Raw genomic sequence first — 23775 nt, forward strand, 5'->3', positions numbered from 1 at the left:
GCCGAGGGCGGCGGCGTGTCGGTGGTCTGCAGGCGGCGGCGCTGCGGTCGGCGTACGGCACGCTGTCGTGACCGCCCGTCAGGGGGTCTCCTGCTCGGCCCAGATGACCTTGCCTCCGGCCGTGTAGCGGGCTCCCCAGCGGTGGGTGAGCTGGGCCACCAGGAACAGGCCGCGTCCGCCCTCATCCATGCTGCGGGCGTGGCGCAGCCGCGGCGCGGTGCTGCTGCCGTCGGCGACCTCGCAGGTCAGCCGGGAGTCGCGCAGGAGCCGTACGCGGATGGGTGGTTCGGCATAGCGGATCGCGTTGGTGACCAGTTCGCTGACGATCAGCTCGGTCGTCATGGCCAGTTCCCCGTACCCCCACGCCTCCGCCTGTCGGGTCGCCAGGCCCCGGATGTCGGCGACGGCCGCAGGGTCCACGGGTACGTCCCAGGAGACGATGTGATCGGGCCCCAGGGCGTGGGTGCGGGTGAGGAGAAGGGCGATGTCGTCGGGCTGCGGTACGGGCAGGAGGTGGCGCACCGCGGTCGCGCACAGGGTGTCGAGGTCGAGGCCGCCCCGGGACAGCAGTTCACCGAGCCGGGTCATGCCGCGTTCCATGTCCCCGTCGGCGGACTCGACCAGGCCGTTGGTGTACAGGCCGAGCAGGCTGTTCTCGGCGAGTTCGATCTCGCCGGCCTCGAACCCCATGCCGCCGAGCCCGAGCGGTGGTCCGGCAGGGGGTTCCGGGAAGGAGACCTGGCCGTCGGGTGCGACGACGACCGGGGGCGGATGGCCGGCGCGGGCCATGGTGCAGCGCCGGGTGGCCGGGTCGTAGACGGCGTACAGGCAGGTGGCGCCCTGGAAGGCGGTCGCGCTGTGGGCCGTCCCGCCGTCCGCCTGCTCCTCGCTGAGCCGGAGCACGAGGTCGTCGAGGTGGGCCAGCAGTTCGTCGGGCGGCAGCTCCATGTCGGCGAGGGTCTGTACGGCGGTGCGCAGCCGGCCCATGGTGGCCGCCGCGGTGATCCCGTGGCCGACGACGTCACCGACGACGAGACCCACGCGGGCGCCGGACAGCGGGATGACGTCGAACCAGTCGCCGCCGACCCCGTCGCTCGGGTCCGCCGGGAGGTAGGAGGAGGCCACCTCCAGTGCCGTACCGCCGGTCAGGGCCTGGGGCAGCAGGCTGCGTTGCAGGGTGACCGCGGCCGTGTGCTCCCGGGTGAAGCGGCGGGCGTTGTCGACGCACAGTGCGGCGCGGGCGACCAGTTCCTGGGCGACGAGGACGTCGTCGGGCTGGAAGGAGGCGGGGTTGAGGGACCGGATGAACGTGGCGAGGCCGAGGGCGGTGTTGCGGGCCCGCATCGGCACGGAGATGAGCGAGTGCAGCCCGAACTCGCGGATGCTGGCCGCTCGCGCGGGCTGTTCGGTGGCCCACACTTCGTCGGACGGGTCGAGGACGGGGATCAGGATCGGGTCGCCGTCGACGATCATATGGGCGTCGTGGGGCGGGGGCACGAAGTCCACCGGATCCCCGATCCGTGCCACGGCCTCCGGGCAGCCCTCGCGCACCGAGCTCATTCCGGCCCGGCGCATCACCGGCCTGGCGGGTGCGGGGCCCGCGTCGGGGAGCCACGTGCCGTGCCCGTCGGTGCTGAGGACCGGCTCCAGGAGGTCGACGACCACGAAGTCCGCGAAGCGCGGTACGGCGAAATCGGCGAGCTCCTGAGCGGTGCGCAGCACGTCCAGCGTGGTGCCGATGCGGGTGCCGGCCTCGTTGACCAGCGCCAGCAGCTGGCGGGCGTTCCACCGCTCGGTGACGTCCAAGACCATGTAGCCGACGGCGGTGATCGAGTTGTCGGCGTCCACGAAGGGGAAGAACGAGGTGGAGTAGGCGTGCTGGCGGTGCGGGTCGGCCCAGCTCCATCCCACGTACTCGTAGTCGGTGACCGGGACGCCGGTCTCGAGGACCTTGCTCATCAGGCCCTCGATGGTGTCCGCCTGCAGGCCGGGCAGCAGTTCGCTCAGCCGGCGGCCCAGCCGCTGCGCGCGGGGCACCCCGCCGAAGCGTTCCAGGGTGTCGTTCAGCCAGAGGTAGCGCAGCTGGGTGTCCAGCACGGCCATGCCGACCGGGGCGCGGGTCAGGAAACCGTCGAGGAGGGACTGGCCCGCGGTCCACTGCGGGCGCTGTTCGCGTGCCGAGATCAGGAAGCACTCGTCGGCGCCCAGCCGGAAGGAGGCGGAGATCCGCAGGTCCGCCTCGACGCTGCGGCCGTCGCGGTGCCGCAGCGGGATGAGACCGCTCCATCCCTTGCCGGCCCGGCAGCGCTCCGCGACGCGGGCCACCCGTACCGGATCGCCGGGCATCGCCAGCAGGCGTGCGGCCGAGGCGCCGACGATCTCTTCGGCGGGGACGCCGAGGAGGTCCTCGGCGGCCCGGGTCCAGCCGATCACGACGCCGCGCGCGTCGACCACCGCCGCGGCGTCGGTGGACGCGTCGAAGGCAGCGCGCTGTCCTGCGGACGCGGGCGCCGCCAGCCCTTCTCGCGGAGCATCCATGGGTCCTCACGGAGCGTTCCTGGGTCCCGGCTCTACAGGACCATGTTCCTGCTTGTGCGCCCGATGTGCACGGGCCCGGCAGACTCCTCCCGCCGTACGGGACCGGGCCGTCCCGGGGCGCTCGGGCGTGGCGGGCCCGGTTCCGTCCTCGCGTACCGGGCGGTCGTGTCCCTCCCGCCCCGTCCGGACTGGGCAAGGCGGCGGGGCGGAGGGAGCATGGAGGTACCGGTCGTCGCAGTCGGGTACCGGCTGTGGCCGAGTGGCAAGGCCTGCCGGCCGGTGGCCAGGGAGCTGCGATGACAGCGGGATCCGAATCCTTCCAGTCCGGCGGTGGCGGGTACGGCGCGGAGTCGCCCCGGCCGACCGGTCTGCTGGACATGCTGAGTGTGGCCGCGGTGGTGGTGGATGCCGACGGGCGCATCGTGTTCTGGACGCCGCAGGCCGAGGAGCTGTTCGGCTACACCTCCGAGGAGGCGCTGGGCACGTACGCGGCGCGGCTGTTCATCCACCCCCAGCACCTGCCGGCCGTGGCGAAGCTGTTCGCCGAGGTGCTGGAGACCGGCCGCAGCTGGGCGGGGGCCTTCCCGGTGCGGCACAAGGACGGCAGCACCCGGCTGACGGAGTTCCGCAACATGCGGCTGCTGGACGACCTCGGGGACGTCTACGCCCTCGGCATCGCGGCCGACCACTCGCTGCTCCAGCGGGTGGAGACCGATCTGGCCCTGTGCGAGCGGCTGATCAGCCAGTCCCCGATCGGCATCGCCCTGCTCGACCCCGATCTGCACTATCTGCTGGTCAATCGGGCACTGGAGCGGATCGACGCCACCCCCGCCGAGGAGCACATCGGCCGCCGGCTCCGGGAGACGTTGCCCCTGCCCGACATCGACACCATCGAGTCCAGTCTGCGTCAGGTGCTCACCACCGGCACCCCGCTGCTCGACCAGTACCACGTGGGCCGCCCGCCGGCCGACCCGGACACCGAGCACGCCTGGTCCCTGTCCTTCTACCGGCTGGAGGATCCCGGCGGTCGGGTCCTGGGCGCGGCGATCTCGTTCGTCGACGTCACCGAGCGGCACCGCGCCTCCGCCGAGGCCGACCGGGCCCGGCGGCGGCTGGCGCTGATCGCCGACGCCTCCACGCGCGTGGGCACCACGCTGGAGGTGGAGCAGACCGCCCACGAGCTGGCCGAGGTCGCCGCTCCGGAGCTGGCGGACGTGGTCGCCGTGGACGTCCTCGACTCGGCGCTGGCCTGCCGCCGCAAGCGCCGGCCCGACAACGGGCCCGAGTTCTTCCGGGCCCTCGCCCTCAAGGCGGCGTATCCCAGCGTGGCCCTGCGTGCCGCCGACCCGCCGGGTGACCTGGCCGCCTATGAAGGGGATCGCCTGGTCACCCTGTGCGTGCACACGGCCCGGCCGGTCCTGGTGCGCCATGTCGGCGAACGGGATCTGCCGCGTATCGCCCGGGACGCCGAGGCCACGACGCTGCTGGCGCGGGCCGGGGTGCACTCGTATCTCGCCGTGCCGTTGATCGCGCATGGCGAGGTGCTCGGCGCACTCGACCTCAAGCGCACCCGTAATCCGGTGCCGTTCGACGAGGACGACGTGGTCCTGGCCAGTGAGCTGGCCAGCCGTGCCGCGGTGGCCATCGACAACGCCCGCTGGTTCCAGAGCGTGCGCAACACCGCGCTGACCCTGCAGCGCAGCCTGCTGCCCGACCACCCGCCCCACCACACGGGTCTGGAACTCGCCTCCCGTTACCAGCCCGCCCAGGCCACCAGCGAGGTCGGCGGCGACTGGTACGACGTGATCCCGCTGACCGACGACAAGACGGCCCTGGTCGTCGGTGACGTCATGGGCAACGGCATCGACGCCGCCGCGACCATGGGCCGGCTGCGCACCGCGACCTGCGCCTACGCGGACCTCGACCTGGAGCCGGCCTCCGTGCTGCAGCACCTGGACAAGATCACCTGCGATCTGGAGCACTACATCGTCACCTGTCTGTACGCGGTGTTCGACCCGCGTACCAGGCAGTGCCACATCGCCAACGCCGGACACATGCCGCCCGCGCTGGCCCGCCCCGACCGCCCGCCCGAGCTGCTGGAACTGCCCGCCGGAGCTCCGCTCGGCGTCGGGGGAGTCCCCTTCGGGGCCACCACCGTCGACCTGGGCCCCGGCGATCTGCTGGTCCTGTACACCGACGGCCTCGTCGAGACCCGCCACCACCCGATCGACGATCGCCTGGACGTGCTCCTCGGTTTCCTGGACGAGCCCCGCCGCCCCCTGGAGGAGAGCTGCGACCTCCTTCTGTACGGTCTGCGCCACCCCGACGACCACGACGACGTCGCCCTGCTCGTCGCGCGGGTCCTGTAGTTGCCCGTACCGTGCGCCGGGCGCACGCTGTTCGTATGGGTGCGAGTGACGGCCCGACGCTGATCAGCTCCGTGCAGCGGGCCTTCCGGCTGCTGGAGGTGGTGAGCGCGCACGAGAACGGTGCACCGGCGAAGCAACTGGCCCGGGAGGCGGACCTGCCCCTGGCCACGACGTACCACCTGCTGCGCACGCTGGTCCACGACGGGTATGTGCGCAAGCTCGACGACGGCGGGTTCATCCTGGGTGACCGGCTCCGGACGCTGCACACGGCGGGCCGGACACAGACGCTGCTGAGCCGGATCCGGCCGACGCTCGCGGCACTGCGGGACGAGCTGTCGACCGCCGCCTACCTCACCTTCTACGAGGAGGGCGAGATCAGGGTCGCCGAGATCGTCGACGGGCCCCGCACCCCCAGGGTCGACCTGTGGGTGGGGTTCGAGGACGCCGGGCACGCCACGGCGCTCGGCAAGTCGGTGCTGCGGGAGCTCGACGACGAGGCACGCAAGGACTACCTGTCCCGGCACACCCTCGCCGACCTGACGCCCAGGACGATCACCCGCACTCCGGAGCTGCTCCGGCGGCTGGAATCCTCGCCGCTGGCGCCGGCCGTCACGGACATGGAGGAGTACGCCCTCGGCACGGTGTGTGTCGCGGTGCCGGTGTACAGCGGGAGCACACTCGGCTCGCTCGGTGTCTCGCTGCGGGCCGACCAGCTCTCCCGTCTGCCGGAGATCAGGGCACGACTGATCCCGACCGCGAGCCGGGTGACCAGAGGGCTGTCGTTCACTATCTGAAAATCAACGCCTTGTCGCAGCAGGGGTCGAACCTATTCCCTAGACGAAACGGACATTTACGGGCTACATGCCCCTGCGTACAGGTGAGGACAGCGGACAAGACATGAGCCAGGCTGCAGACCAGGGTCCTGATCACTGGCCCAGGCTATGGGTCGCCGCTCTGCCCATACTGCCCCCCCTTCCGATACTGATCGTCTCCGCCATCGTGCTGACCGATGTGATCGGCGGCTCGGGGATGACGTGGCTGCCGCTGCTCGCCACGGCACCCGCGCTCTCGGCGACCACCAACGGGCCGCGCGGTGTGCTCAGCGTGGGAGTGCTCACCGCCGCCGTCGGCGCGGTCCTCGGCATCCGGGACGGCGCCGCGCACAGCGATCTGGCGGTCGTCCTGGCCGCCCTGACGGCCGTCACGCTGGCGGGCTGCCTGGGCAGCGCGCTGCGCGGACGGCGCGAACGGGTGCTGGCGGCGGTCCGCTCCGTCGCCGAGGCGGCCCAGCACGCGCTGCTCCAACCGGTGCCGACGACCGTCGGGCCGTTCCGGGTGGCGGTGCGCTACAGCGCCGCCGCGGCGGAGGCCCGGATCGGCGGCGACCTCTACGCGCTCGTGTCCACGCCGTACGGCGTGCGGATGATCGTCGGCGACGTGCGCGGCAAGGGGCTGCCGGCCGTGGGGACCGCCGCGCTGGTGCTCGGCGTCTTCCGCGAGGCCGCCTTCGACGAGCCCGACCTGCTCACCGTCGTCGCCCGGATCGAGCGCAGCCTGGCGCGCAACCTGGACAGTGACGACTTCGTCACCGCCGTGGTCGCCGGGTACCCGCGGTCGGGCCGGCTGGAGGTGGTCAACTGCGGCCACGCCCCGCCGCTGCTGGTGCGCGACGGGGACGTCGTCCCGGTCGAACCGGACCGTCCGACGCCGCCCCTCGGACTGCGCGCGCTCTCGGGGGAGACGCCTGTGCTCCAGGTACTGCCCTTCGCCGACGGCGACCAGTTGCTGCTGTACACCGACGGGGTCACCGAGGCCCGCGACGACGCCAGGGAGTTCTACCCCCTCGCCGAGGGCCTGGCGCGACACGCCTGCGACGAGCCCGCCCGCACCGTCACGGCGCTCCACGACGAGCTCCTGGCCCACGTGGGCGGCCGGCTGCACGACGACGCGGCGCTGCTCCTGCTGCGCATACCGGCCGCCGAGGCGCCGGTCACCTCCTCGCCCGCCGACGCCGGCACCGATCGGGTGGGGACCTGCTCGCCGTAGCACGACGGCGGTACGCCGCCTGTCCGTGACGACGGTCCGCCGCCTGTCCGTGCGGCGCCGGGACGGTACCGGCGGTCGGTGACCGTGCCGTGCCCCCCTGCGCCGAACGGTGCTAGAAATGAGGGCATGGCCGGAATCCTCGGCCGCCTGCGCTCGCTGTGGAGCGCGCCTACCGTCGCCCGGCAGGTCTTCGTGATGCAGGCGGCGATCGTCGTGCTCCTCGTCGTCGCCGCGGTGGTGGCGCTGGTGCTGCAGATCCGCACCGACACCGAGCGGGAGGCCCGCAACCGGTCGCTGGCCGTGGCCGAGTCCTTCGCGAATGCGCCGGGTGTCGTCGAGGCCCTGTCCGAATCGGATCCGACAGTCGTGCTCCAGCCGCGTGCCGAGGCGGCGCGCGAGGCGACCGACGTGGACTTCGTCGTGGTGATGAGCCCGCAGGGGCTCAGGTACACCCACCCCGACCCGGAGCAGATCGGCAAGCAGTTCGTCGGCACGATCGCCCCGGCCGCGGCGGGCGGGGTCGTCCGGGAGACGTACACCGGCACCCTGGGGCCGTCCGTACGGGCGGTGGTGCCGGTGACGGACGACGGCCGGGTCGTCGGACTGGTGGCGGCCGGGGTGACCCTGGCGAGCGTGAGCGGGCTGGTCGACCATCACCTGCCGGTGCTGCTCGGCTCGGCGGCGGCCGCCCTCGTCGTGGCCACCGGCGGGACCGCGCTGGTCAGCCGACGCCTGCTGCGGCAGACGCACGGGCTGGGGCCCGCCGAGATGACCCGCATGTACGAGCATCACGACGCCGTGCTGCACTCCGTACGGGAGGGCGTGCTGATCCTGGACGGCGGGCGGCGGCTGGCGCTGGCGAACGACGAGGCGCGCCGGCTGCTGGGGCTCCCCGCGGACGCGGAGGGGCGGCTCTGCGCCGACCTGGGCATCGGCCCCGATCTGGCCCGGCTGTTCGACTCGGGCCGGGAGGCCACCGACGAGGTGCATGTGGCGCGGGGCCGGCTGCTGGCGGTGAGCCAGCGGTCGACCGACCGGGACGGCGGGCCGCCCGGCAGCGTGGCGACCCTGCGGGACACCACCGAGCTGCGGACCATGACCGGCAGGGCGGATGTGGCGCAGGAGCGGCTGAAGCTGCTGTACGACGCGGGGCTGGAGATCGGCACCGTCCTCGATGTCACGCGCACCTCTCAGGAGCTGGCCGACTTCGCGGTGCCGCGGTTCGCCGACTTCGTCAGCGTCGATCTGGCGGATCCGGTCCTGCGGGGCGAGGAGCCCAAGGTGGGCCGTACCGACATGCGCCGGGTCGCCTTCCGGGGTGTGCGGGAGGGCAGTCCGCTCTATCCCGTCGGCAAGCTGATCCACTTCGCTCCGTCCACCCCGCAGGCCTTCGGTTTCGGCACCGGCGAGTCGGTGCTGGAGGCGGACATGCCCGCCTTCTCCGGCTGGCAGGAGCAGGACCCGGTGAACGCCCGCCGGATCGTCGGCTTCGGGATCCACTCGATGCTGACGGTGCCGTTGCGGGCCCGCGGCGTCATCATGGGCATGGCCACCTTCTGGCGGGCCGACCGGCCGGAGCCCTTCGAGCCTGACGACGTCTCGCTGGCCGAGGAGCTGGTGGCCCGGGCCGCCGTCAGCATCGACAACGCCCGCCGCTACACCCGCGAGCACACCCTGTCGGTGACGCTCCAGCGCAGTCTGCTGCCGCGGGCGCTGCCCGACCAGAGCGCCCTCGACGTCGCCTACCGCTACCTGCCCGCGCACGCCACGCAGGGCGGGGTCGGCGGGGACTGGTTCGACGTCCTCCCGCTGCCGGGCGCGCGGGTGGCGCTGGTCGTGGGGGACGTGGTGGGGCACGGGCTGCACGCGGCGGCGACGATGGGGCGGCTGCGAACGGCGGTCCACAACTTCTCCGAGCTGGACCTGCCACCCGAGGAACTGCTCGGCCATCTGGACGAGTTGGTCGCCCGTATCGACCAGGACGAGGGCGACGGGGAGGCCGCGCCGGTCACCGGGGCGACCTGTCTGTACGCGGTGTACGACCCGTCCTCCGGGCTGTGCACCCTCTCCCGTGCCGGCCATCTCGAACCGGCCCTCGTGCGCCCCGACGGGGATGTCGAGTTCCCGGCGGTGCCCGGCGGACCGCCGCTGGGCCTGGCCTCCGGCCTGCCGTTCGAGTCGGTCGAGCTGCGGCTGTCCGAGGGCAGCGGGCTGGTCCTGTACACGGACGGGCTGGTCGAGGACCAGGGACGGGACATCGACGAGGGGCTGGCCCTGCTGCGCGGGGCGCTCGCCTCGGCGCCGCCGACGGGCGGCCGGACTCCGGAGGAGACCTGCAAGGCGGTTCTGGAGGCGCTGCTGCCGGAGCGCCCGCGTGACGACGTCGCCCTCGTCGTCGCCCGGACCCGGCTGCTGCCCGCCGACCGTACGGCGGCGTGGGACGTCCCGGGCGACCCCTCGGCCGTGGCCCGGGTGCGGGCGGCGGCCGCGCGGACGCTGGACGAATGGGGGCTGGCGGAGGAGGCGTTCACGACCGAGCTGATCCTGAGCGAACTGGTCACGAACGCCATGCGCCACGCCACCGGGCCGATCCGCGTCCGCCTCCTTCGCGACCGGGTGCTGATCTGCGAGGTCTCCGACGGCAGCAGCACCGCCCCGCACCTGCGCAGCGCGGCCACCACGGACGAGGGCGGCCGGGGACTGTTCCTGGTGGCCCAGTTCGCCGAACGCTGGGGCACGCGGTACATGGCGGGCGGCAAGGTGATCTGGACGGAACAGCCGCTGCCGGACGGATCGACGGACGCGCCGGCCGAGTCGTGAGGGTGGAAGCTTCTACAGGCGGGCCGGGCCGGCCGACTCGGCCGGGGTGTCCTACGAGTCGTACAACGTCGCGGGGCGCTGCATCAGGGCACTACGCGTACCTGCTGTACGTCCAGACGCCGAGCACCGCCACGGACCGGGCGGACGCCACGTTCTACGCCCATTGATTCCTTAAGATCGTTCCGTGGTCGACTTCCTCCTCGAACGTACGGTTCCGCTCCCTCTCGACGAAGCATGGCGTCGCCTGACGGAGTGGCCCCGGCACAGCGAGGCGGTCCCCCTCACCCGCGTCACGGTGACCACCCCCGAACCCACCCACGAGGGCACCCTCGTCGTGGCCCGCTCGGGGGTCGGCCCGCTCTGCGTCGACGACCCGATGGAGGTGACCGTGTGGCAGCCGCCCGGCGACGACACGCCCGGGCTCTGCCGGCTCGAGAAGCGGGGCCGGGTGGTCAGGGGCTGGGCCGAGATCGAGGTACGGCCCGGACCGGGAGGGCGTGCGCGGGTCGTGTGGCGGGAGGAGCTGCAGGTGCGCCGGCTGCCGGGGCTTTTCGACGGTGTGCTGGAGCGTACGGCGCGGTATGTGTTCGGGCGAGCCGTGAACCGCCTGCTGCGCGGAGCCTGACCGGTCGTTGTCAGTGCCCTCTCCTGAGCGGCCGTCGCCCGAGCGGTTCCGGGAACCGGTCGACGGGTCGTACGTGGACCCGCGCCGCCGCCCGGTAGGGGGCTTTCCGGTGGCGCCGTGTGATCAAGCCACCGACCCGATCCGCCCCGCCGGCTCGGACGTCGACGTGGTGTCGTGGTGGATCGGCGTGTGGGCGCCGGTCAGTGACACCCCGCTGCCGCCGCGTCGGGCGGCGACGATCTCCGAGGCGATCGACAGGGCCGTCTCCTCCGGCGTGCGGGCGCCGAGGTCGAGGCCGATCGGGGAGCGCAGCCGCGCCAGCTCCAGGTCCGTGACGCCGACCTGCCTGAGCCGCTCGTTGCGGTCGAGATGGGTCCGGCGCGAGCCCATCGCGCCCACGTACGCCACCGGCAGCCGCAGGGCGAGCCGCAGCAGCGGTACGTCGAACTTGGCGTCGTGGGTGAGGACGCACAGGACGGTGCGTCCGTCGACCTCCGTGCGCTCCAGGTACTGGTGCGGCCATTCCACGACGATCTCGTCCGCCTCCGGGAAGCGGGCCTTCGTGGCGAAGACGGGGCGGGCGTCGCACACCGTCACGTGGTAGTTGAGGAACTTGCCGATCCGCACCAGCGCGGACGCGAAGTCGATCGCGCCGAAGACGATCATCCGGGGCGGCGGGACCGAGGACTCGACCAGCACCGTGAGCGGGGCGCCGCAGCGCGAGCCCTGCTCGCCGATCTCCAGGGTGCCGGTGCGGCCCGCGTCGAGGAACGCTCCCGCCTCCGCCGCGACCGTGCGGTCCAGTTCCGGGTGGGCGCCGAAGCCGCCCTCGTGCGAGCCGTCGGGGCGGACCAGCAGGGCACGGCCCGTCAACTCGGCGGGGCCCCGGACGATCCGTGCCACCGCCGCCGCCTGGGAGCCCGCGGCCGCCCGCAGCGCGGACGCGAGTACCGGGCGGGCCGGATCGGCGGACCGTACCGGCGTGACCAGGATGTCGATGACGCCCCCGCAGGTCAGGCCGACCGCGAAGGCGTCCTCGTCGCTGTAGCCGAAGCGTTCCAGGACCGTCTCGCCGTCCCTGAGCGCCTGTTGGCACAGCTCGTAGACCGCGCCCTCCACACAGCCGCCGGACACCGAGCCGATCGCCGTGCCGTCGGCGTCCACCGCGAGCGCGGCGCCGGGCTGGCGGGGTGCGCTGCCGCCGACGGCCACCACGGTGGCCACGGCGAAGTCACGTCCCTGCTCGACCCACCGGTGCAGCTCTGCGGCGATGTCCAGCATCTCTCGGTCTCCTTAACGGCGGATGTGTGGAGGGTGGTTCACGAACTGAGCCCTGTGAACCGGTGCTGAAGAACGGGACTAGTGCACGCCCATCCAGCTCTCAATGGGATTGAGGGCGAAAAAGACCAGGAAGATGCCTGTCAGCACCCACATGAACGCCCCGACCTCCCGTGCCTTGCCCTGCGCGATCCTGATGGCGACGTAGCTGATGACCCCCGCCGCGACACCGGCGGTGATCGAGTACGTGAACGGCATGATCACGACGGTGAGGAACACCGGGATCGCGGTGCCCCGGTCGGTCCAGTCCACGTGCCGCGCGTTCATCATCATGATGGCGCCGATCACCACCAGGGCGGCCGCCGCGACCTCGCCCGGCACGATCGCCGTCAGCGGGGTGAAGAAGAGGCAGGCCGCGAAGAACAGGCCGGTGACGACCGAGGAGAGGCCCGTACGGGCGCCCTCGCCGACGCCGGTCGCCGACTCGACGAACACGGTCTGGCCCGAGGCACCGGACACGCCGCCGATCGCGCCGCCCGCGCCGTCGATGAACAGCGCCTTGGACAGGCCCGGCATCCGGCCCTTGTCGTCGGCCAGCTTGGCCTCGGTGCCGACGCCGATGATGGTCGCCATGGCGTCGAAGAACCCGGCGAGCACCAGGGTGAACACGATCATGCCGACCGTCATCGCGCCGACCTCGCCCCAGCCGCCGAACTCGACGTTGCCGAAGATGGAGAAGTCGGGCATGGAGACGGCGCTGCCGTGCAGTTCGGGGGCTCCGCCGGCCCACTGCTCGGGGTCGATGACGCCGAGTGCGTTGAGGCTGACGGCGAGGACGGTGCCACCGACGATGCCGATCAGGATGGCGCCGGGGATGCCGCGGGCCTGCAGCATGAAGATCGCGAGGAGGGTGACCGCGAAGAGCAGCACGGGCCAGCCGGCCAGTTCGCCGGCGGGGCCGAGGGTGACCGGGGTGGCCTCGCCCTGGTGCACGAAGCCGGCCTTGTAGAAGCCGATCAGGGCGACGAACAGGCCGATGCCCATGGTGATGGCGTGCTTGAGGGCGAGCGGGATGGCGTTCATGATCATCTCGCGCAGGCCGGTGACGACCAGCAGCATGATGACGACGCCGTACATCACGCACATGCCCATGGCCTGCGGCCAGGTCATCTGCGGGGCGACCTGCGAGGCGAGCACACCGGAGACGGACAGCCCGGCGGCGAGGGCGAGCGGCACCTTGCCGAAGAAGCCCATCAGCAGCGTGGTGAGGGCCGCCGCGAACGCGGTCGCGGTGATCAGGGCCTGCTGGGCGAGGGTGTCCCCCGCGGAGTCCTTGCCGGACAGGATCAGCGGGTTGAGCAGGAGGATGTATGCCATCGCCATGAAGGTGGTGACGCCGCCGCGCACCTCGCGCGCGACGGTGGATCCTCTGTGGGATATGTGGAAGTACCGGTCGAGCCACGACCTGCCGGCGGGGACGCGGGTGCCTTCTCCCGCGTCTTCGGCTGAGGTCGTGGGCTCCAGTGACTGCTGGGTCATGTGGGCCTGCTCCCAAGGTTCAAAGGGGCACCCGCATCAAAGCCCCGACGGGCTGCGGGATTTGGGAAGGTGCTTCGGCCGCACGACCCGGGGGACGGCCCGAGGCGAACGAAAGGGATCTCTAGCACGGGTACTTGCTCCTCGACCGGCCGCGAGCGGTGCGGCGCGCCGAGTACTCCGGGCGGCGCGGCGGAGTGTGTGACGTTCCCGGCGCCGCCCGGAGGGTATTGCGGGTTCTTCCTTACGCCGTACCGGTGAGGTGTTCCGGCCGTACCGGCGTGCGGTTGAGTTCCAGCCCGGTCGCGTTCCGGATCGCCGCGAGGACGGCCGGGGTCGACGAGAGGGTGGGGGCCTCCCCGACGCCCCGCAGCCCGTACGGGGCGTGGTCGTCGGCGAGTTCGAGCACGTCGACGGGGATGGTCGGCGTGTCGAGGATCGTGGGGATCAGGTAGTCCGTGAAGGACGGGTTCCTGACCTTGGCCGTCTTGGGGTCGACGATGATCTCCTCCATGACCGCCACACCGAGGCCCTGGGTCGTACCGCCCTGGATCTGGCCGATGACGGACAGCGGGTTGAGCGCCTTGCCGACGTCCTGGGCGCAGGCCAGCTCGATCACCTTCACCAGGCCGAGTTCGGTGTCGACCTCGACGACGGCGCGGTGCGCGGCGAAGGAGTACTGGACGTGGCCGAAGCCCTGGCCGGTGCGCAGGTCGAAGGCCTCGGTCGGGCGGTGCCGCCACTCGGCCTCCACCTCGACGCTCTCGCCTTCGAGGACGTCCACGAGGTCGGCGAGGACCTCGCCGCCGTCGGTGACGACCTTGCCACCCTCCAGGAGCAGTTCGGCGGTGGCCCAGGCGGGGTGGTAGGAGCCGAACTTGCGGCGCCCGATCTCAAGGACCTTCTCGCGGACGAGCTCGCAGGAGTTCTTGACCGCGCCGCCGGTGACGTACGTCTGCCGGGAGGCGGACGTGGAGCCGGCGCTGCCCACCTGGGTGTCGGCGGGGTGGATGGTCACCTGGGTGACGCCGAGCTCGGTACGGGCGATCTGCGCGTGGACGGTGACACCGCCCTGGCCGACCTCCGCCATGGCCGTGTGCACGGTGGCCACGGGCTCACCGGCGATGACCTCCATGCGCACCTTGGCGGTGGAGTAGTCGTCGAAGCCCTCGGAGAAGCCGACGTTCTTGATGCCGACCGCGTAGCCGATGCCGCGGACGACGCCTTCGCCGTGCGTGGTGTTGGACAGGCCGCCCGGCAGCTGCCGTACGTCCGCGCCCTCGCTGGACTCCCACTGGCGCTCCGGCGGCAGGGGCATCGCCTTGACGCGGCGCAGGAGTTCGGCGACCGGAGCCGGGGAGTCGACGGGCTGGCCCGTCGGCATGATCGTCCCCTGCTCCATGGCGTTCAGCTGCCGGAACTCCACCCGGTCCATGCCGACCGCGTCGGCCAGCTTGTCCATCTGCGCCTCGTAGGCGAAGCACGCCTGGACCGCGCCGAAACCGCGCATGGCACCGCACGGCGGGTTGTTGGTGTAGAGGGCGATGGCCTCGATGTCGACGTCGTCGACCACGTACGGGCCGATCGACAGCGAGGAGGCGTTGCCGACGACCGCCGGGGAGGCGGAGGCGTACGCGCCGCCGTCCAGCACGATGCGGCACTTGACGTGGGTGAGCTTGCCGTCCTTCGTGGCGCCGTGCTCGTAGTAGAGCTTGGCGGGGTGGCGGTGGACGTGCCCGAAGAAGGACTCGAACCGGTTGTAGACGATCTTGACCGGCTTGCCGGTGCGCAGCGCCAGCAGGCAGGCGTGGATCTGCATCGACAGGTCCTCGCGGCCGCCGAAGGCGCCGCCGACGCCGGACAGCGTCATGCGGACCTTGCTCTCGGGCAGGCCGAGCACGGGCGCGATCTGCCGCAGGTCGGAGTGCAGCCACTGGGTGGCGATGTAGAGGTGGACGCCACCGTCCTCGTCCGGCACCGCGAGACCCGACTCGGGGCCGAGGAAGGCCTGGTCCTGCATGCCGAAGGTGTACTCGCCCTTGACGACGAAGTCGGCCCGCGCGGCTGCCTCTTCGGCGTTGCCGCGGATGATGGGCTGGCGGTGCACGATGTTCGGGTGCGGGACGTGACCGCTGTGGTGGTCGTCGCGGTTCTCGTGGACGAGGATCGCGTCGGGGGCGGTCGCGGAGGCCTCGTCGGTGATGACGGGCAGCTCGCGGTACTCGACCTTGATCTTGGCGGCGGCGCGGCGCGCGGTCTCCGGGTGGTCGGCGGCGACGATCGCGACCGGCTCGCCGTGGTGGCGTACCTTGCCGTGCGCGAGGACCGGGGTGTCCTGGATCTCCAGGCCGTAGTTCTTCACGTCGGTCGGCAGGTCGTCGTACGTCATGACGGCGTAGACGCCCGCCATGGCGAGGGCCTCGCTCGTGTCGATGGACACGATCTCGGCATGCGCGACGGTGGACCGCAGGATCTGGCCCCAGAGCATGTCCTCGTGCCACATGTCGGACGAGTACGCGAACTCGCCGGTGACCTTGAGGGTGCCGTCCGGACGGAGCGTGGACTCGCCGATGCCGCCCTTGGTGGGAGAGCCCTGCGTGATCTTCGTTGGAGCGCCGTTGGTGGGCATGCTCAGACCGCCTCTCCCTGCCGGGCGGCCGCCAGGCGGACCGCGTCCATGATCTTCTCGTAGCCCGTGCAGCGGCACAGGTTGCCCGACAGGGCCTCGCGGATGTCCGCGTCGGTCGGGTTGGGGTTGCGTTCCAGCATCTCGTCGGCGGCGACCAGCAGACCCGGGGTGCAGAAGCCGCACTGGACGGCGCCGGCGTCGATGAACGCCTGCTGGATCGGGGAGAGTTCGGTGCCTTCACCGGTCTGGGAGTCGTGGCCCTTGGCGGCCCACTGCTGGGCGTCCTGGAGCGAGGTGCCGCAGGCGCCGGTGGCGCAACCGCCCTGTTCCGCGCGCTGTTTGGCGTAGTCCGCGAGCCCCTCGACGGTGACGACCTCACGGCCCTCGACCTGCCCGGCGGCGACCAGGCACGAACACACCGGCACCCCGTCCAGCCGGACCGTGCAGGACCCGCACTCGCCCTGCTCACAGGCGTTCTTCGAGCCCGGCAGACCGAGCCGCTCGCGCAGCACGTACAGCAGGGACTCGCCCTCCCAGACGTCGTCGGCTTCCTGCGGACGTCCGTTGACAGTGAAGTTGACGCGCATCAGGCGACACTCCCTTCCTGATCGGTAGTGCCGCGGTACGACTCCCAGGTCCAGGTCAGCGTGCGGCGGGCCATGATGCCGACCGCGTGGCGGCGGTAGCTCGCCGTGCCCCGGACGTCGTCGATCGGGTTGCAGGCGGCGGAGCACAGGTCCGCGAACTGCTTGGCGACCGACGGCGTGATGATCTTTCCGTTGTCCCAGAAGCCGCCCTCTTCGAGCGCCGCGTTCAGGAACTCCTCGGCGGCCTTGGCCCTGACGGGCGTGGGAGCGGCCGAACCGATCCCGGTACGGACGGTCCGCGTCCGCGGGTGCAGCGCGAGCCCGAAGGCGCACACGGCGATGACCATGGCGTTGCGGGTGCCGACCTTGGAGTACTGCTGCGGCCCGTCGGCCTTCTCGATGTGCACGGCCCGGATGAGCTCGTCGGCGGCGAGCGCGTTGCGCTTGACGCCGGTGTAGAACTCGTCGATCGGGATACGGCGGCTGCCGCGTACCGACTCGACCTCGACCTCGGCGCCGGCCGCCAGCAGGGCGGGGTGGGCGTCTCCGGCCGGGGAGGCGGTGCCGAGGTTGCCGCCGACGCCGCCGCGGTTGCGGATCTGCGGGGAGGCGACCGTGTGCGAGGCCAGGGCGAGGCCCGGCAGCTCGGCCCGCAGGTGCTCCATGATCTGGGTGTACGGGACGGAGGCGCCGAGCCGCACGCTGTCCTCGCCGACCTCCCACTCGTAGAGGTCGCCGATGCGGTTCAGGTCGAGCAGGTACTCGGGCCGGCGGTGGTCGAAGTTGATCTCGACCATCACATCGGTGCCACCCGCAATCGGCACAGCGGTGGGGTGCTCGGCCTTAGCGGCGAGCGCCTCCTCCCAGCTGGCGGGGCGAAGGAAGTCCATGACCGGCTCTCTTCTTCTTCGTCTCGTGGGTCGTACGGTTTGAGCCAGATCAGGTGCGGCGGGCCCGGCTCGTTCATGTGCTGTTCACGCGGATCGACGTCAGTACACAGCGCCGTCCTCCACCGGGGTCAGTCACGGAAACCATGAAGGAGTTGGCTGGCCACGGAGGTCATCTTGTAGATTCGTATGAACAGGGGCCACCAGTAACCTCCCCGTTTTTCGGTGGAAACGTGAGACACACACCCTGTGACCAGGGACACAGCCGGCACCCGGCCCGGCGGACGGCGGTCATCACTCAGCGGCCCGCAGTGCGGGCCGCTCACCACGCGAGCCACTGGATCCATCGTAGATTTCGAGACAAAGAACGGCGGCGACGAGAATGCGGCTGCGCGCACTGCTGGACACCGACGCGCTGGGCCTCAGGCTGCTCGGCGGCGAGGACGAGCTGGACCGCACCGTGCGCGGTGTGATGACCACCGACCTCCGGGACCCCAGCCGCTACCTCTCGGGCGGCGAGCTGGTGCTCACCGGGCTGGCCTGGCGCCGGGGCCCCGCGGACTCCGAGCCGTTCGTACGCATCCTGGCGCAGGCCGGGGTGGTGGCTCTGGCGGCCGGTGAGGCCGAGCTGGGGGACGTCCCGGACGACCTGGTGACGGCCTGCGCCCGGCACCGGCTGCCGCTCTTCGCGGTGCACGAGTCGGTGGCGTTCGCGACGATCACCGAGCATGTCGTACGGCAGGTCAGCGGCGAGCGGGCCGGGGACCTCGCGGCCGTCGTCGACCGGCACCGCCGCATGATGACGTCGGGCCCGGCGGGCGGCGGCCCGGACGTGGTGCTCGACCTGCTCGGCTCCGACCTGGACCTGCGGGCGTGGGTGCTGTCGCCGACGGGGCGGCTCATCGCGGGCTCCAAGGTGTCGGGCCCGGCGCTGCCGGCCGAACTGTGCGCACGGCTGGCCTCGGAGCATCTGGCGGCCGCCCGCACGGGCCGGCGCGGTCCGCACCGGGTGGCCCTCGGCGGCACCCCGTACTCCCTCTTCCCGATCCGCAGCTGGGGGCACCGCCCAGCGGCAGCTGGGGGAGGCCGCTCCCCGCAGGCCGCGCTGGACGTGCGCGAGACGGTCCTGTCGGACTGGCTGCTGGCCGTGGACGCGGACGCGAGCGACTGGCCCGAGGAGCGCCTCGACCTCCTGCAGGGCGTGACCCAGCTGATCGCGGTGGAGCGGGACCGCAGGGACGCGGCACGCACGGTCCGCCGGCGTCTCGCGCAGGAGGTGCTGGAGCTGGTGCAGACGGGCGCGGCGCCCGCCGAGATCGCCGCGCGCCTGCGGGTCGCGGCGCCGGTGCTGCTGCCGGGCCTGGGCGCGGCCCCGCACTGGCAGGTGGTCGTGGCCCGCGTGGAATGGGAGGGCGGGGACGTCGAGGCGGGCCCGGTCGCCCAGTCGCTGCTGGAGGAGATCCTGGTCGACCCGCTGGCGACCGGCCCGGAACCCTCCGACCGCATCGCCGTGGCACACACCGGCGACGAGGCCATCGCGCTGGTCCCTCTCCCCGCGGTCTCCGCGGAGCACGACGGCTCGGAGGCGGGGATCCTCGCCGATGCGCTCCTGGAGGCGGTCCGCGGCCCGCTGTCGGCGGGCCTGGACGACGACGGCCGGGTCACGCTCGGCGTGAGCGCCGCCGTGCACTCGGCGGAGGGGCTGCGCGGCGCCCTGGAGGAGGCCCGTCACGCCCGCCGGGTGGCGGCGGCGCGCACCGGCCGGGTCTGCGCGGCCGGTCACCAGGAACTGGCGTCGCACGTCCTGCTGCTGCCCTTCGTCCCGGACGACGTGCGCCGGGCCTTCACGGCCCGCCTCCTGGACCCGCTGCGCGACTACGACCGCCGTCACCGCGCCGAGCTGATCCCCACCCTGGAGGCGTTCCTGGAGTGCGACGGCTCCTGGACGCGCTGCGCGACCCGGCTGCACCTGCACGTCAACACGCTGCGCTATCGGGTCGGGCGGATCGAGCAGTTGACGGGCCGGGACCTCTCGCGCCTGGAGGACAAGCTGGACTTCTTCCTGGCATTGCGGATGAGTTGACCCCGGGGGAGCCCGAGGGAACCGGGGCGCGGACGGTACCAAGTGCCGCCGCTGTCCCACGACTTTGTGAAATCCTTCACCCACCCTCTTGGCCGGGCGCGCCGATTCGTGCTGAGATGCCGCCACCACTCAACAGCTCGATGGCGTGCTCGGGGAGGGCGAGGTGGCGCATACCGCCATGTCTGGTAACGGAACGACCGCAGGCGACGATCCACTCCAGACCGCGGTATGGCGGCTGCGCTCCCGCGCCTGCTGGGCGGACGCGGCGGCCCTGCTCCAGCCGGTGACCGCGTCGGCCGCGCTCCAGCGGGCGGCGCTGCTGGTGGAGCGGTGTCTGTACACCGAGCAGGGCTGGGAGGAGGCCGAGGACGCGCTGCGCACGGCCGAGGCGCTCGCCCACAGCGACGAGGAGCGGGGCGCGGCCGCTTGTGAACGCGGGCAACTTGCGTATGCGGCGACCCTGCACTCGGTGCGCGACCGGGCCGACGAGGCGCGGGCCGCGCTCGGGCGGGCGGCGGCGCTGATCCCGCCGGGGGCGGCGGGGCGGGCCCTGCTGGACTTCCGGCGGGGGCTGCTGGCGGAGAACCTGGCGCGTTCCCCGCAGGCGGCGCGGGCGGCCTACCGCCGGGCGCACGCGGGCGCGACCGCGCACGCCGATCCCCTCCTGCTGTCCTTCACCTGGCGCCACCTGGCCGGACTCGCCCTGCGCGACGGGGAGTTGGCGGAGGCACGGCACGGCTTCGCCGAGTCCCTGCGGATCCGCGAGGAGCTGGGATACCTGGTGGGTACGGCCCCGGCCCTGGTCTCCCTGGCCGAGACGGAGCCGGAACCTGAGGCCGCACGGCTGCGCGAGGAGGCCGGACGGCTGTTCCGCCTGCTGGGCGGTGTCCCGACGTGGCTGTCCCGCCAGCTGGCACCGGCGCCACCCGCCGCGGGGGCGGCCACGGCGTGACCCGGCGGCACAGGGCCCGCCGTTCGCATCGGGTCGGCTGAGGCGAACGGCTCCACTCAGCCGACCCGAGCGGGTTCCGGCGCGTGCGGCCGCGCGGCGGCCAGGGACGACGTCGCGAGTGGCGGCACCCCCTCCGGGAGCGCGCGCCGGCGCGGGGACGCCGGCTGATCCGAACGACAGGCCCTGAGCCGGCCGTCAGCGGGCCCCGGCGAAGTGCTCCCCCACCAGCGACCGCACCACGTCCTCCTCGCGGGCGATCAACGCGTCCAGGAGCGCGGTGTGTTCCGCCGCGTCCGCGATGAGGTCGGCGTGGCCGCGGGCGGCGGGGCGGACCGGCCGCACCAGGGGCCACTGGGAGCGGCGGTGGAGGTCGTCGGCGATCCGGACGAGTTGCTCGTTGCCGCTCAGGGAGAGCACGGCGCGGTGGAACGTACGGTCCGATTCGGCGTACGTCGCCGGGCAGCCGGTCAACGCCGCGCGCACCGTCGCCTCGGCCAACGGGCGTAGTTCCGTCCAGCGTTCGGCGGGGACGCTGCGGGCGAGGCGGAGCATCACCGGGATCTCGATCAGCGCGCGGACCTCGGCCAGTTCGGCCAGTTCCCGGGCGCCGCGTTCCACGACCCTGAAGCCCCGGTTGGGGACGACCTCCACGGCGCCCTCCAGCGTCAGCTGCTGCATGGCCTCGCGGACCGGGGTCGCCGAGACGCCGAAGCGCTCACCCAGGGCGGGGGCGGAGTAGACCGCTCCGGGGGTCAGCTCGCCGGTGACGAGCGCGGTGCGCAGGGCGTCGAGGATCTGCCCCCGCACGGAGGCCCGCTGGACGACCGGCCGGGGTCGCGGGAGGGGCTGCTCACTGTGCGTGTGCTCGCCACGGGCCGTCGGCGCCGGGACGGCCGGGCCCGGGTCCAGGTCGGCGGCCGGTGCGGCCGTCCCCTGCGACGGCACCCGGGGCGGGCCGGTACAAGCCCGCGGGGCCTCGTGGTGCTGAGGAGTGCCCGTGGCCGCGGAGCCCTGCGCGCCCTGCTTCACGGGTCCTCCTGCGGATGTGTCGGCACTCGGGGTCATTACTGCGTGTTGTTACTCGTCCGTCAAGCACCATAGGCGCAGAACTCGACAGTTCAAACCGCACCGATCTCAGGTAAGGTAAGCCTTACCTTCAAGCCTCGCGGATCGGCGGTCCCCCATGCCCGTGCCTTCCTCGGCCCTCGCGGACGCCTACACCCGTCTCGCCGAGGTCCTGCCGGGGCTCGACATCGTCCAGCCACCGCCCGGCGAGCAGCTCCCGCTCCACGCCGGCTGGGTCGCCGCCACCTCCCTCGCCTCGGGCGACAGCGGCCTCGACAAGTTCCTGGCCTGGGATGACGCACAGGTGCGACGGGACTACGGGCAGTCGGGCCGCCCGGATGTGATCGCGAGCTTCGGCCTCCACCGCTACGCCTGGCCGGCCTGCCTGCTGATCACCGTGCCGTGGTTCCTGCTCCGCCGCGTCCCCCGCTACCCCGTGACGCATGTCTCGTACGACCGCACGGCCCCCGGCCTGTCCATGGGCCGCCTGGCGGCCCGCCCGGCCGGCTTCGCCTGCCTGCCCGGCGATCCGGCGGCCACGCTGCACGGCGCCAGGATCGTCCCCGACGAGGAGGCGCTGCGCGCGGAGGTGCGGGCCGCCGTCGCCGAGCACCTCGAACCCGTCCTCGGCGGCTTCGGACCCCGCATGCGGCGGCGCGGGCGGGCCCTGTGGGGCATGGTGACCGACGAGGTCGTCGAGGGCCTGTGGTACGTCGCCCACCTGCTCGGCGACGACGAGCGGCACCGGGCGAGGCGTGAGCTGGAGCTGCTGCTGCCGGGCGCGACGAAGCCGTACGTCGGCTCCGCGGCCTTCCGTGAACTGACCGGGCCGAACGGCGAGTCGCTGCCCACCCGGGACCGGGCGAGCTGCTGCATGTTCTACACGCTGCGCCCGGCGGACGCCTGCGCCACATGCCCCCGCACCTGCGACGCCGACCGGGTCACCAGGCTTGTGGCAGCGGCGGGTTGAGGGGGCCTCAGATCCGGGCGTACGGCTTCGTGCCGTACGATCACCCGCGAGCGCGACCCTCGTTACGGTTACAGGCGTTTCACATTTTCCTCACGTGGCACAGGAACTTTTCGTGGAACCACCCGTACGGGTAGTCTTGTTCGAACTCAACTCCCGCCCCTCAAGCGGCAGTTCGAGCAGATCGTCGCCCTGGGCATCCCCTTGCACCTCCTTGGCGGCCTCTTGCCCCGAAACCCCCTGAGGGCCGTCGGGATTGGGCCACTATGGCGGGCGTTACGCCCTATCCCAATGCAAGGGACCCCAGATGAGATTGACCGACATATCGCTGAACTGGCTGCTTCCGGGCGCCGTCCTGCTCCTGGGCCTGCTGGCGGCGATAGCGGTGCTGCGGCGCGGGAAGGCCTCGGGGAAGGACACGAGCGCGGACGACTCGTGGGAGCGCAGCGAGGAGCGCCGCAGGCGCAAGGAGGCCATATACGGCACCGTCTCCTACGTCCTGCTGTTCTGCTGTGCGGCGGTCGCCGCGGCACTCTCCTTCCACGGTCTGGTCGGCTTCGGCGAGCAGAACCTCGGCCTGTCGGGCGGCTGGCAGTACCTGGTGCCGTTCGGCCTCGACGGCGCGGCGATGTTCTGCTCCGTCCTCGCCGTCCGCGAGGCCAGCCACGGTGACGCGGCGCTCGGTTCCCGGATACTCGTATGGACCTTCGCCTTCGCCGCCGCCTGGTTCAACTGGGTGCACGCGCCCAGGGGCCTCGGCCACGACGGCGCCCCCCACTTCTTCGCCGGCATGTCCCTGTCCGCGGCCGTGCTGTTCGACCGGGCGCTGAAGCAGACCCGGCGGGCCGCCCTGCGCGAGCAGGGCCTGGTGCCCAGGCCGCTCCCGCAGATCCGGATCGTCCGCTGGCTGCGGGCTCCCCGTGAGACCTACAGGGCCTGGTCGCTGATGCTCCTGGAGAACGTGCGCAGCCTGGACGAGGCGGTCGACGAGGTGCGTGAGGACAAGCGCCAGAAGGACGCCGCCCGCCTGCGTCGGCGCGAGCAGCAGCGCATGGAGCGCGCCCAGTTGAAGGCCATCAGCCGGGGGCACCGGGGTTTCGTCGGCCGGGTCGCCGGACGCCAGGCCGAGCCGCAGGCGCTGGAACGCGCCGACCGAGTCACCGCGGAGCCTGCCATATCCACGCCGGAGCAGCTGCCCGTCCGCTCGCGTCCGTCCCTGCAGCCCGTCCGCCCCGGTTCTGATCCGGTGACCGTCGACCTCACCGCGGAGGACGACACCATGGCACTGCCACGGCTCGACTCCCTGGAGCGCAAGCTCAAGGACCTGGAGCAGCAGTTCGGCTGAGACCGAGGACGCCCGCCTCTCATCGACGGCAAGGGGCGTGACCCGCAA

General features: G+C 72.4%; 16 protein-coding genes and 1 pseudogene. 10 read left to right on the forward strand and 7 right to left on the reverse strand.

Features of this window, described 5'->3' with window-relative positions; all coding sequences use genetic code 11:
• Positions 1–78 precede the first annotated feature (78 nt).
• Complete coding sequence (locus ACWCPI_RS00060; protein ID WP_451035912.1) at positions 79–2538, reverse strand: SpoIIE family protein phosphatase; 2460 nt, start codon at positions 2536–2538, stop codon at positions 79–81.
• Positions 2539–2834: 296 nt separating this feature from the next.
• Between ACWCPI_RS00060 and ACWCPI_RS00065 the strand changes: the two genes are divergently transcribed.
• The 6 genes and pseudogenes from ACWCPI_RS00065 (at position 2835) to ACWCPI_RS00090 (ending at position 10398) form a co-directional block, all read left to right on the forward strand.
• Positions 2835–4907 carry a SpoIIE family protein phosphatase gene (locus tag ACWCPI_RS00065; protein WP_451035913.1) on the forward strand — a complete coding sequence of 691 codons (2073 nt, stop codon included), beginning with the start codon at positions 2835–2837 and terminating at the stop codon, positions 4905–4907.
• 35 nt (positions 4908–4942) lie between these two features.
• Positions 4943–5701, forward strand: coding sequence for an IclR family transcriptional regulator (locus ACWCPI_RS00070; protein ID WP_451035914.1), 759 nt, complete (start codon positions 4943–4945; stop codon positions 5699–5701).
• 103 nt (positions 5702–5804) lie between these two features.
• Entirely contained in the window at positions 5805–6953 is a 1149-nt protein-coding gene (locus ACWCPI_RS00075; RefSeq protein ID WP_451035915.1) for a PP2C family protein-serine/threonine phosphatase, read from the forward strand.
• 126 nt (positions 6954–7079) lie between these two features.
• On the forward strand, positions 7080–9773 hold the full coding sequence (locus tag ACWCPI_RS00080; RefSeq protein ID WP_451035916.1) for a SpoIIE family protein phosphatase: 2694 nt from the start codon (positions 7080–7082) through the stop codon (positions 9771–9773).
• Between the two features lie 7 nt (positions 9774–9780).
• Positions 9781–9940 (forward strand): annotated as a pseudogene (locus tag ACWCPI_RS00085) (AbfB domain-containing protein); the annotation flags it as partial.
• Positions 9941–9957: 17 nt separating this feature from the next.
• Positions 9958–10398, forward strand: a complete 441-nt coding sequence (locus tag ACWCPI_RS00090) for an SRPBCC family protein (RefSeq protein ID WP_451035917.1) — start codon at positions 9958–9960, stop codon at positions 10396–10398.
• Between the two features lie 123 nt (positions 10399–10521).
• On the opposite strand, the gene ACWCPI_RS00095 is transcribed toward ACWCPI_RS00090, so the two are convergent.
• From ACWCPI_RS00095 to ACWCPI_RS00115, 5 genes are all read right to left on the reverse strand, one after another.
• Positions 10522–11679, reverse strand: coding sequence for an XdhC family protein (locus ACWCPI_RS00095; RefSeq protein WP_451035918.1), 1158 nt, complete (start codon positions 11677–11679; stop codon positions 10522–10524).
• Positions 11680–11757: 78 nt separating this feature from the next.
• Positions 11758–13215: an NCS2 family permease gene (locus ACWCPI_RS00100; protein WP_451035919.1), complete on the reverse strand. Its 1458-nt coding sequence runs from the start codon at positions 13213–13215 to the stop codon at positions 11758–11760.
• A 241-nt stretch (positions 13216–13456) separates the two neighbouring features.
• The gene (locus ACWCPI_RS00105) at positions 13457–15841 is read right to left on the reverse strand and encodes a xanthine dehydrogenase family protein molybdopterin-binding subunit (protein ID WP_451035920.1); all 2385 of its coding nucleotides are present in this window, start codon (positions 15839–15841) and stop codon (positions 13457–13459) included.
• A gap of 2 nt (positions 15842–15843) precedes the next feature.
• The gene (locus ACWCPI_RS00110; RefSeq protein WP_451035921.1) at positions 15844–16428 is read right to left on the reverse strand and encodes a (2Fe-2S)-binding protein; all 585 of its coding nucleotides are present in this window, start codon (positions 16426–16428) and stop codon (positions 15844–15846) included.
• On the reverse strand, positions 16428–17318 hold the full coding sequence (locus ACWCPI_RS00115) for an FAD binding domain-containing protein (RefSeq protein WP_451035922.1): 891 nt from the start codon (positions 17316–17318) through the stop codon (positions 16428–16430). The genes ACWCPI_RS00110 and ACWCPI_RS00115 overlap by 1 nt, the downstream gene beginning before the upstream one ends.
• A gap of 379 nt (positions 17319–17697) precedes the next feature.
• Here ACWCPI_RS00115 and ACWCPI_RS00120 point away from each other — a divergent pair, with 379 nt between their 5' ends.
• Together ACWCPI_RS00120 and ACWCPI_RS00125 are read left to right on the forward strand one after the other, a co-directional pair.
• Positions 17698–19398 (forward strand): PucR family transcriptional regulator, encoded by a 1701-nt coding sequence (locus ACWCPI_RS00120; protein WP_451035923.1) that lies wholly within the window; start codon positions 17698–17700, stop codon positions 19396–19398.
• Positions 19399–19561: 163 nt separating this feature from the next.
• Complete coding sequence (locus tag ACWCPI_RS00125) at positions 19562–20350, forward strand: hypothetical protein (protein ID WP_451035924.1); 789 nt, start codon at positions 19562–19564, stop codon at positions 20348–20350.
• A gap of 195 nt (positions 20351–20545) precedes the next feature.
• Here ACWCPI_RS00125 and ACWCPI_RS00130 read toward each other — a convergent pair whose 3' ends face one another.
• Positions 20546–21379, reverse strand: a complete 834-nt coding sequence (locus ACWCPI_RS00130) for a GntR family transcriptional regulator (protein WP_451035925.1) — start codon at positions 21377–21379, stop codon at positions 20546–20548.
• Positions 21380–21533: 154 nt separating this feature from the next.
• Between ACWCPI_RS00130 and ACWCPI_RS00135 the strand changes: the two genes are divergently transcribed.
• Positions 21534–22385: a (2Fe-2S)-binding protein gene (locus ACWCPI_RS00135; RefSeq protein WP_451035926.1), complete on the forward strand. Its 852-nt coding sequence runs from the start codon at positions 21534–21536 to the stop codon at positions 22383–22385.
• Between the two features lie 304 nt (positions 22386–22689).
• Positions 22690–23727: a DUF2637 domain-containing protein gene (locus tag ACWCPI_RS00140; RefSeq protein ID WP_451035927.1), complete on the forward strand. Its 1038-nt coding sequence runs from the start codon at positions 22690–22692 to the stop codon at positions 23725–23727.
• Positions 23728–23775: the final 48 nt, after the last annotated feature.

The organism is Streptomyces sp. NPDC001920, from assembly GCF_053594495.1.

What these genes read in the sequence shown, in the direction of transcription:
- ACWCPI_RS00060 (WP_451035912.1), bottom strand. Translation starts at nt 2,538, where the DNA reads ATGGATGCTCCGCGAGAAGGGCTGGCGGCGCCCGCGTCCGCAGGACAG.
- ACWCPI_RS00065 (WP_451035913.1), top strand. Translation starts at nt 2,835, where the DNA reads ATGACAGCGGGATCCGAATCCTTCCAGTCCGGCGGTGGCGGGTACGGC.
- ACWCPI_RS00070 (WP_451035914.1), top strand. Translation starts at nt 4,943, where the DNA reads ATGGGTGCGAGTGACGGCCCGACGCTGATCAGCTCCGTGCAGCGGGCC.
- ACWCPI_RS00075 (WP_451035915.1), top strand. Translation starts at nt 5,805, where the DNA reads ATGAGCCAGGCTGCAGACCAGGGTCCTGATCACTGGCCCAGGCTATGG.
- ACWCPI_RS00080 (WP_451035916.1), top strand. Translation starts at nt 7,080, where the DNA reads ATGGCCGGAATCCTCGGCCGCCTGCGCTCGCTGTGGAGCGCGCCTACC.
- ACWCPI_RS00095 (WP_451035918.1), bottom strand. Translation starts at nt 11,679, where the DNA reads ATGCTGGACATCGCCGCAGAGCTGCACCGGTGGGTCGAGCAGGGACGT.
- ACWCPI_RS00100 (WP_451035919.1), bottom strand. Translation starts at nt 13,215, where the DNA reads ATGACCCAGCAGTCACTGGAGCCCACGACCTCAGCCGAAGACGCGGGA.
- ACWCPI_RS00105 (WP_451035920.1), bottom strand. Translation starts at nt 15,841, where the DNA reads ATGCCCACCAACGGCGCTCCAACGAAGATCACGCAGGGCTCTCCCACC.
- ACWCPI_RS00110 (WP_451035921.1), bottom strand. Translation starts at nt 16,428, where the DNA reads ATGCGCGTCAACTTCACTGTCAACGGACGTCCGCAGGAAGCCGACGAC.
- ACWCPI_RS00115 (WP_451035922.1), bottom strand. Translation starts at nt 17,318, where the DNA reads ATGGACTTCCTTCGCCCCGCCAGCTGGGAGGAGGCGCTCGCCGCTAAG.
- ACWCPI_RS00120 (WP_451035923.1), top strand. Translation starts at nt 17,698, where the DNA reads ATGCGGCTGCGCGCACTGCTGGACACCGACGCGCTGGGCCTCAGGCTG.
- ACWCPI_RS00135 (WP_451035926.1), top strand. Translation starts at nt 21,534, where the DNA reads ATGCCCGTGCCTTCCTCGGCCCTCGCGGACGCCTACACCCGTCTCGCC.
- ACWCPI_RS00140 (WP_451035927.1), top strand. Translation starts at nt 22,690, where the DNA reads ATGAGATTGACCGACATATCGCTGAACTGGCTGCTTCCGGGCGCCGTC.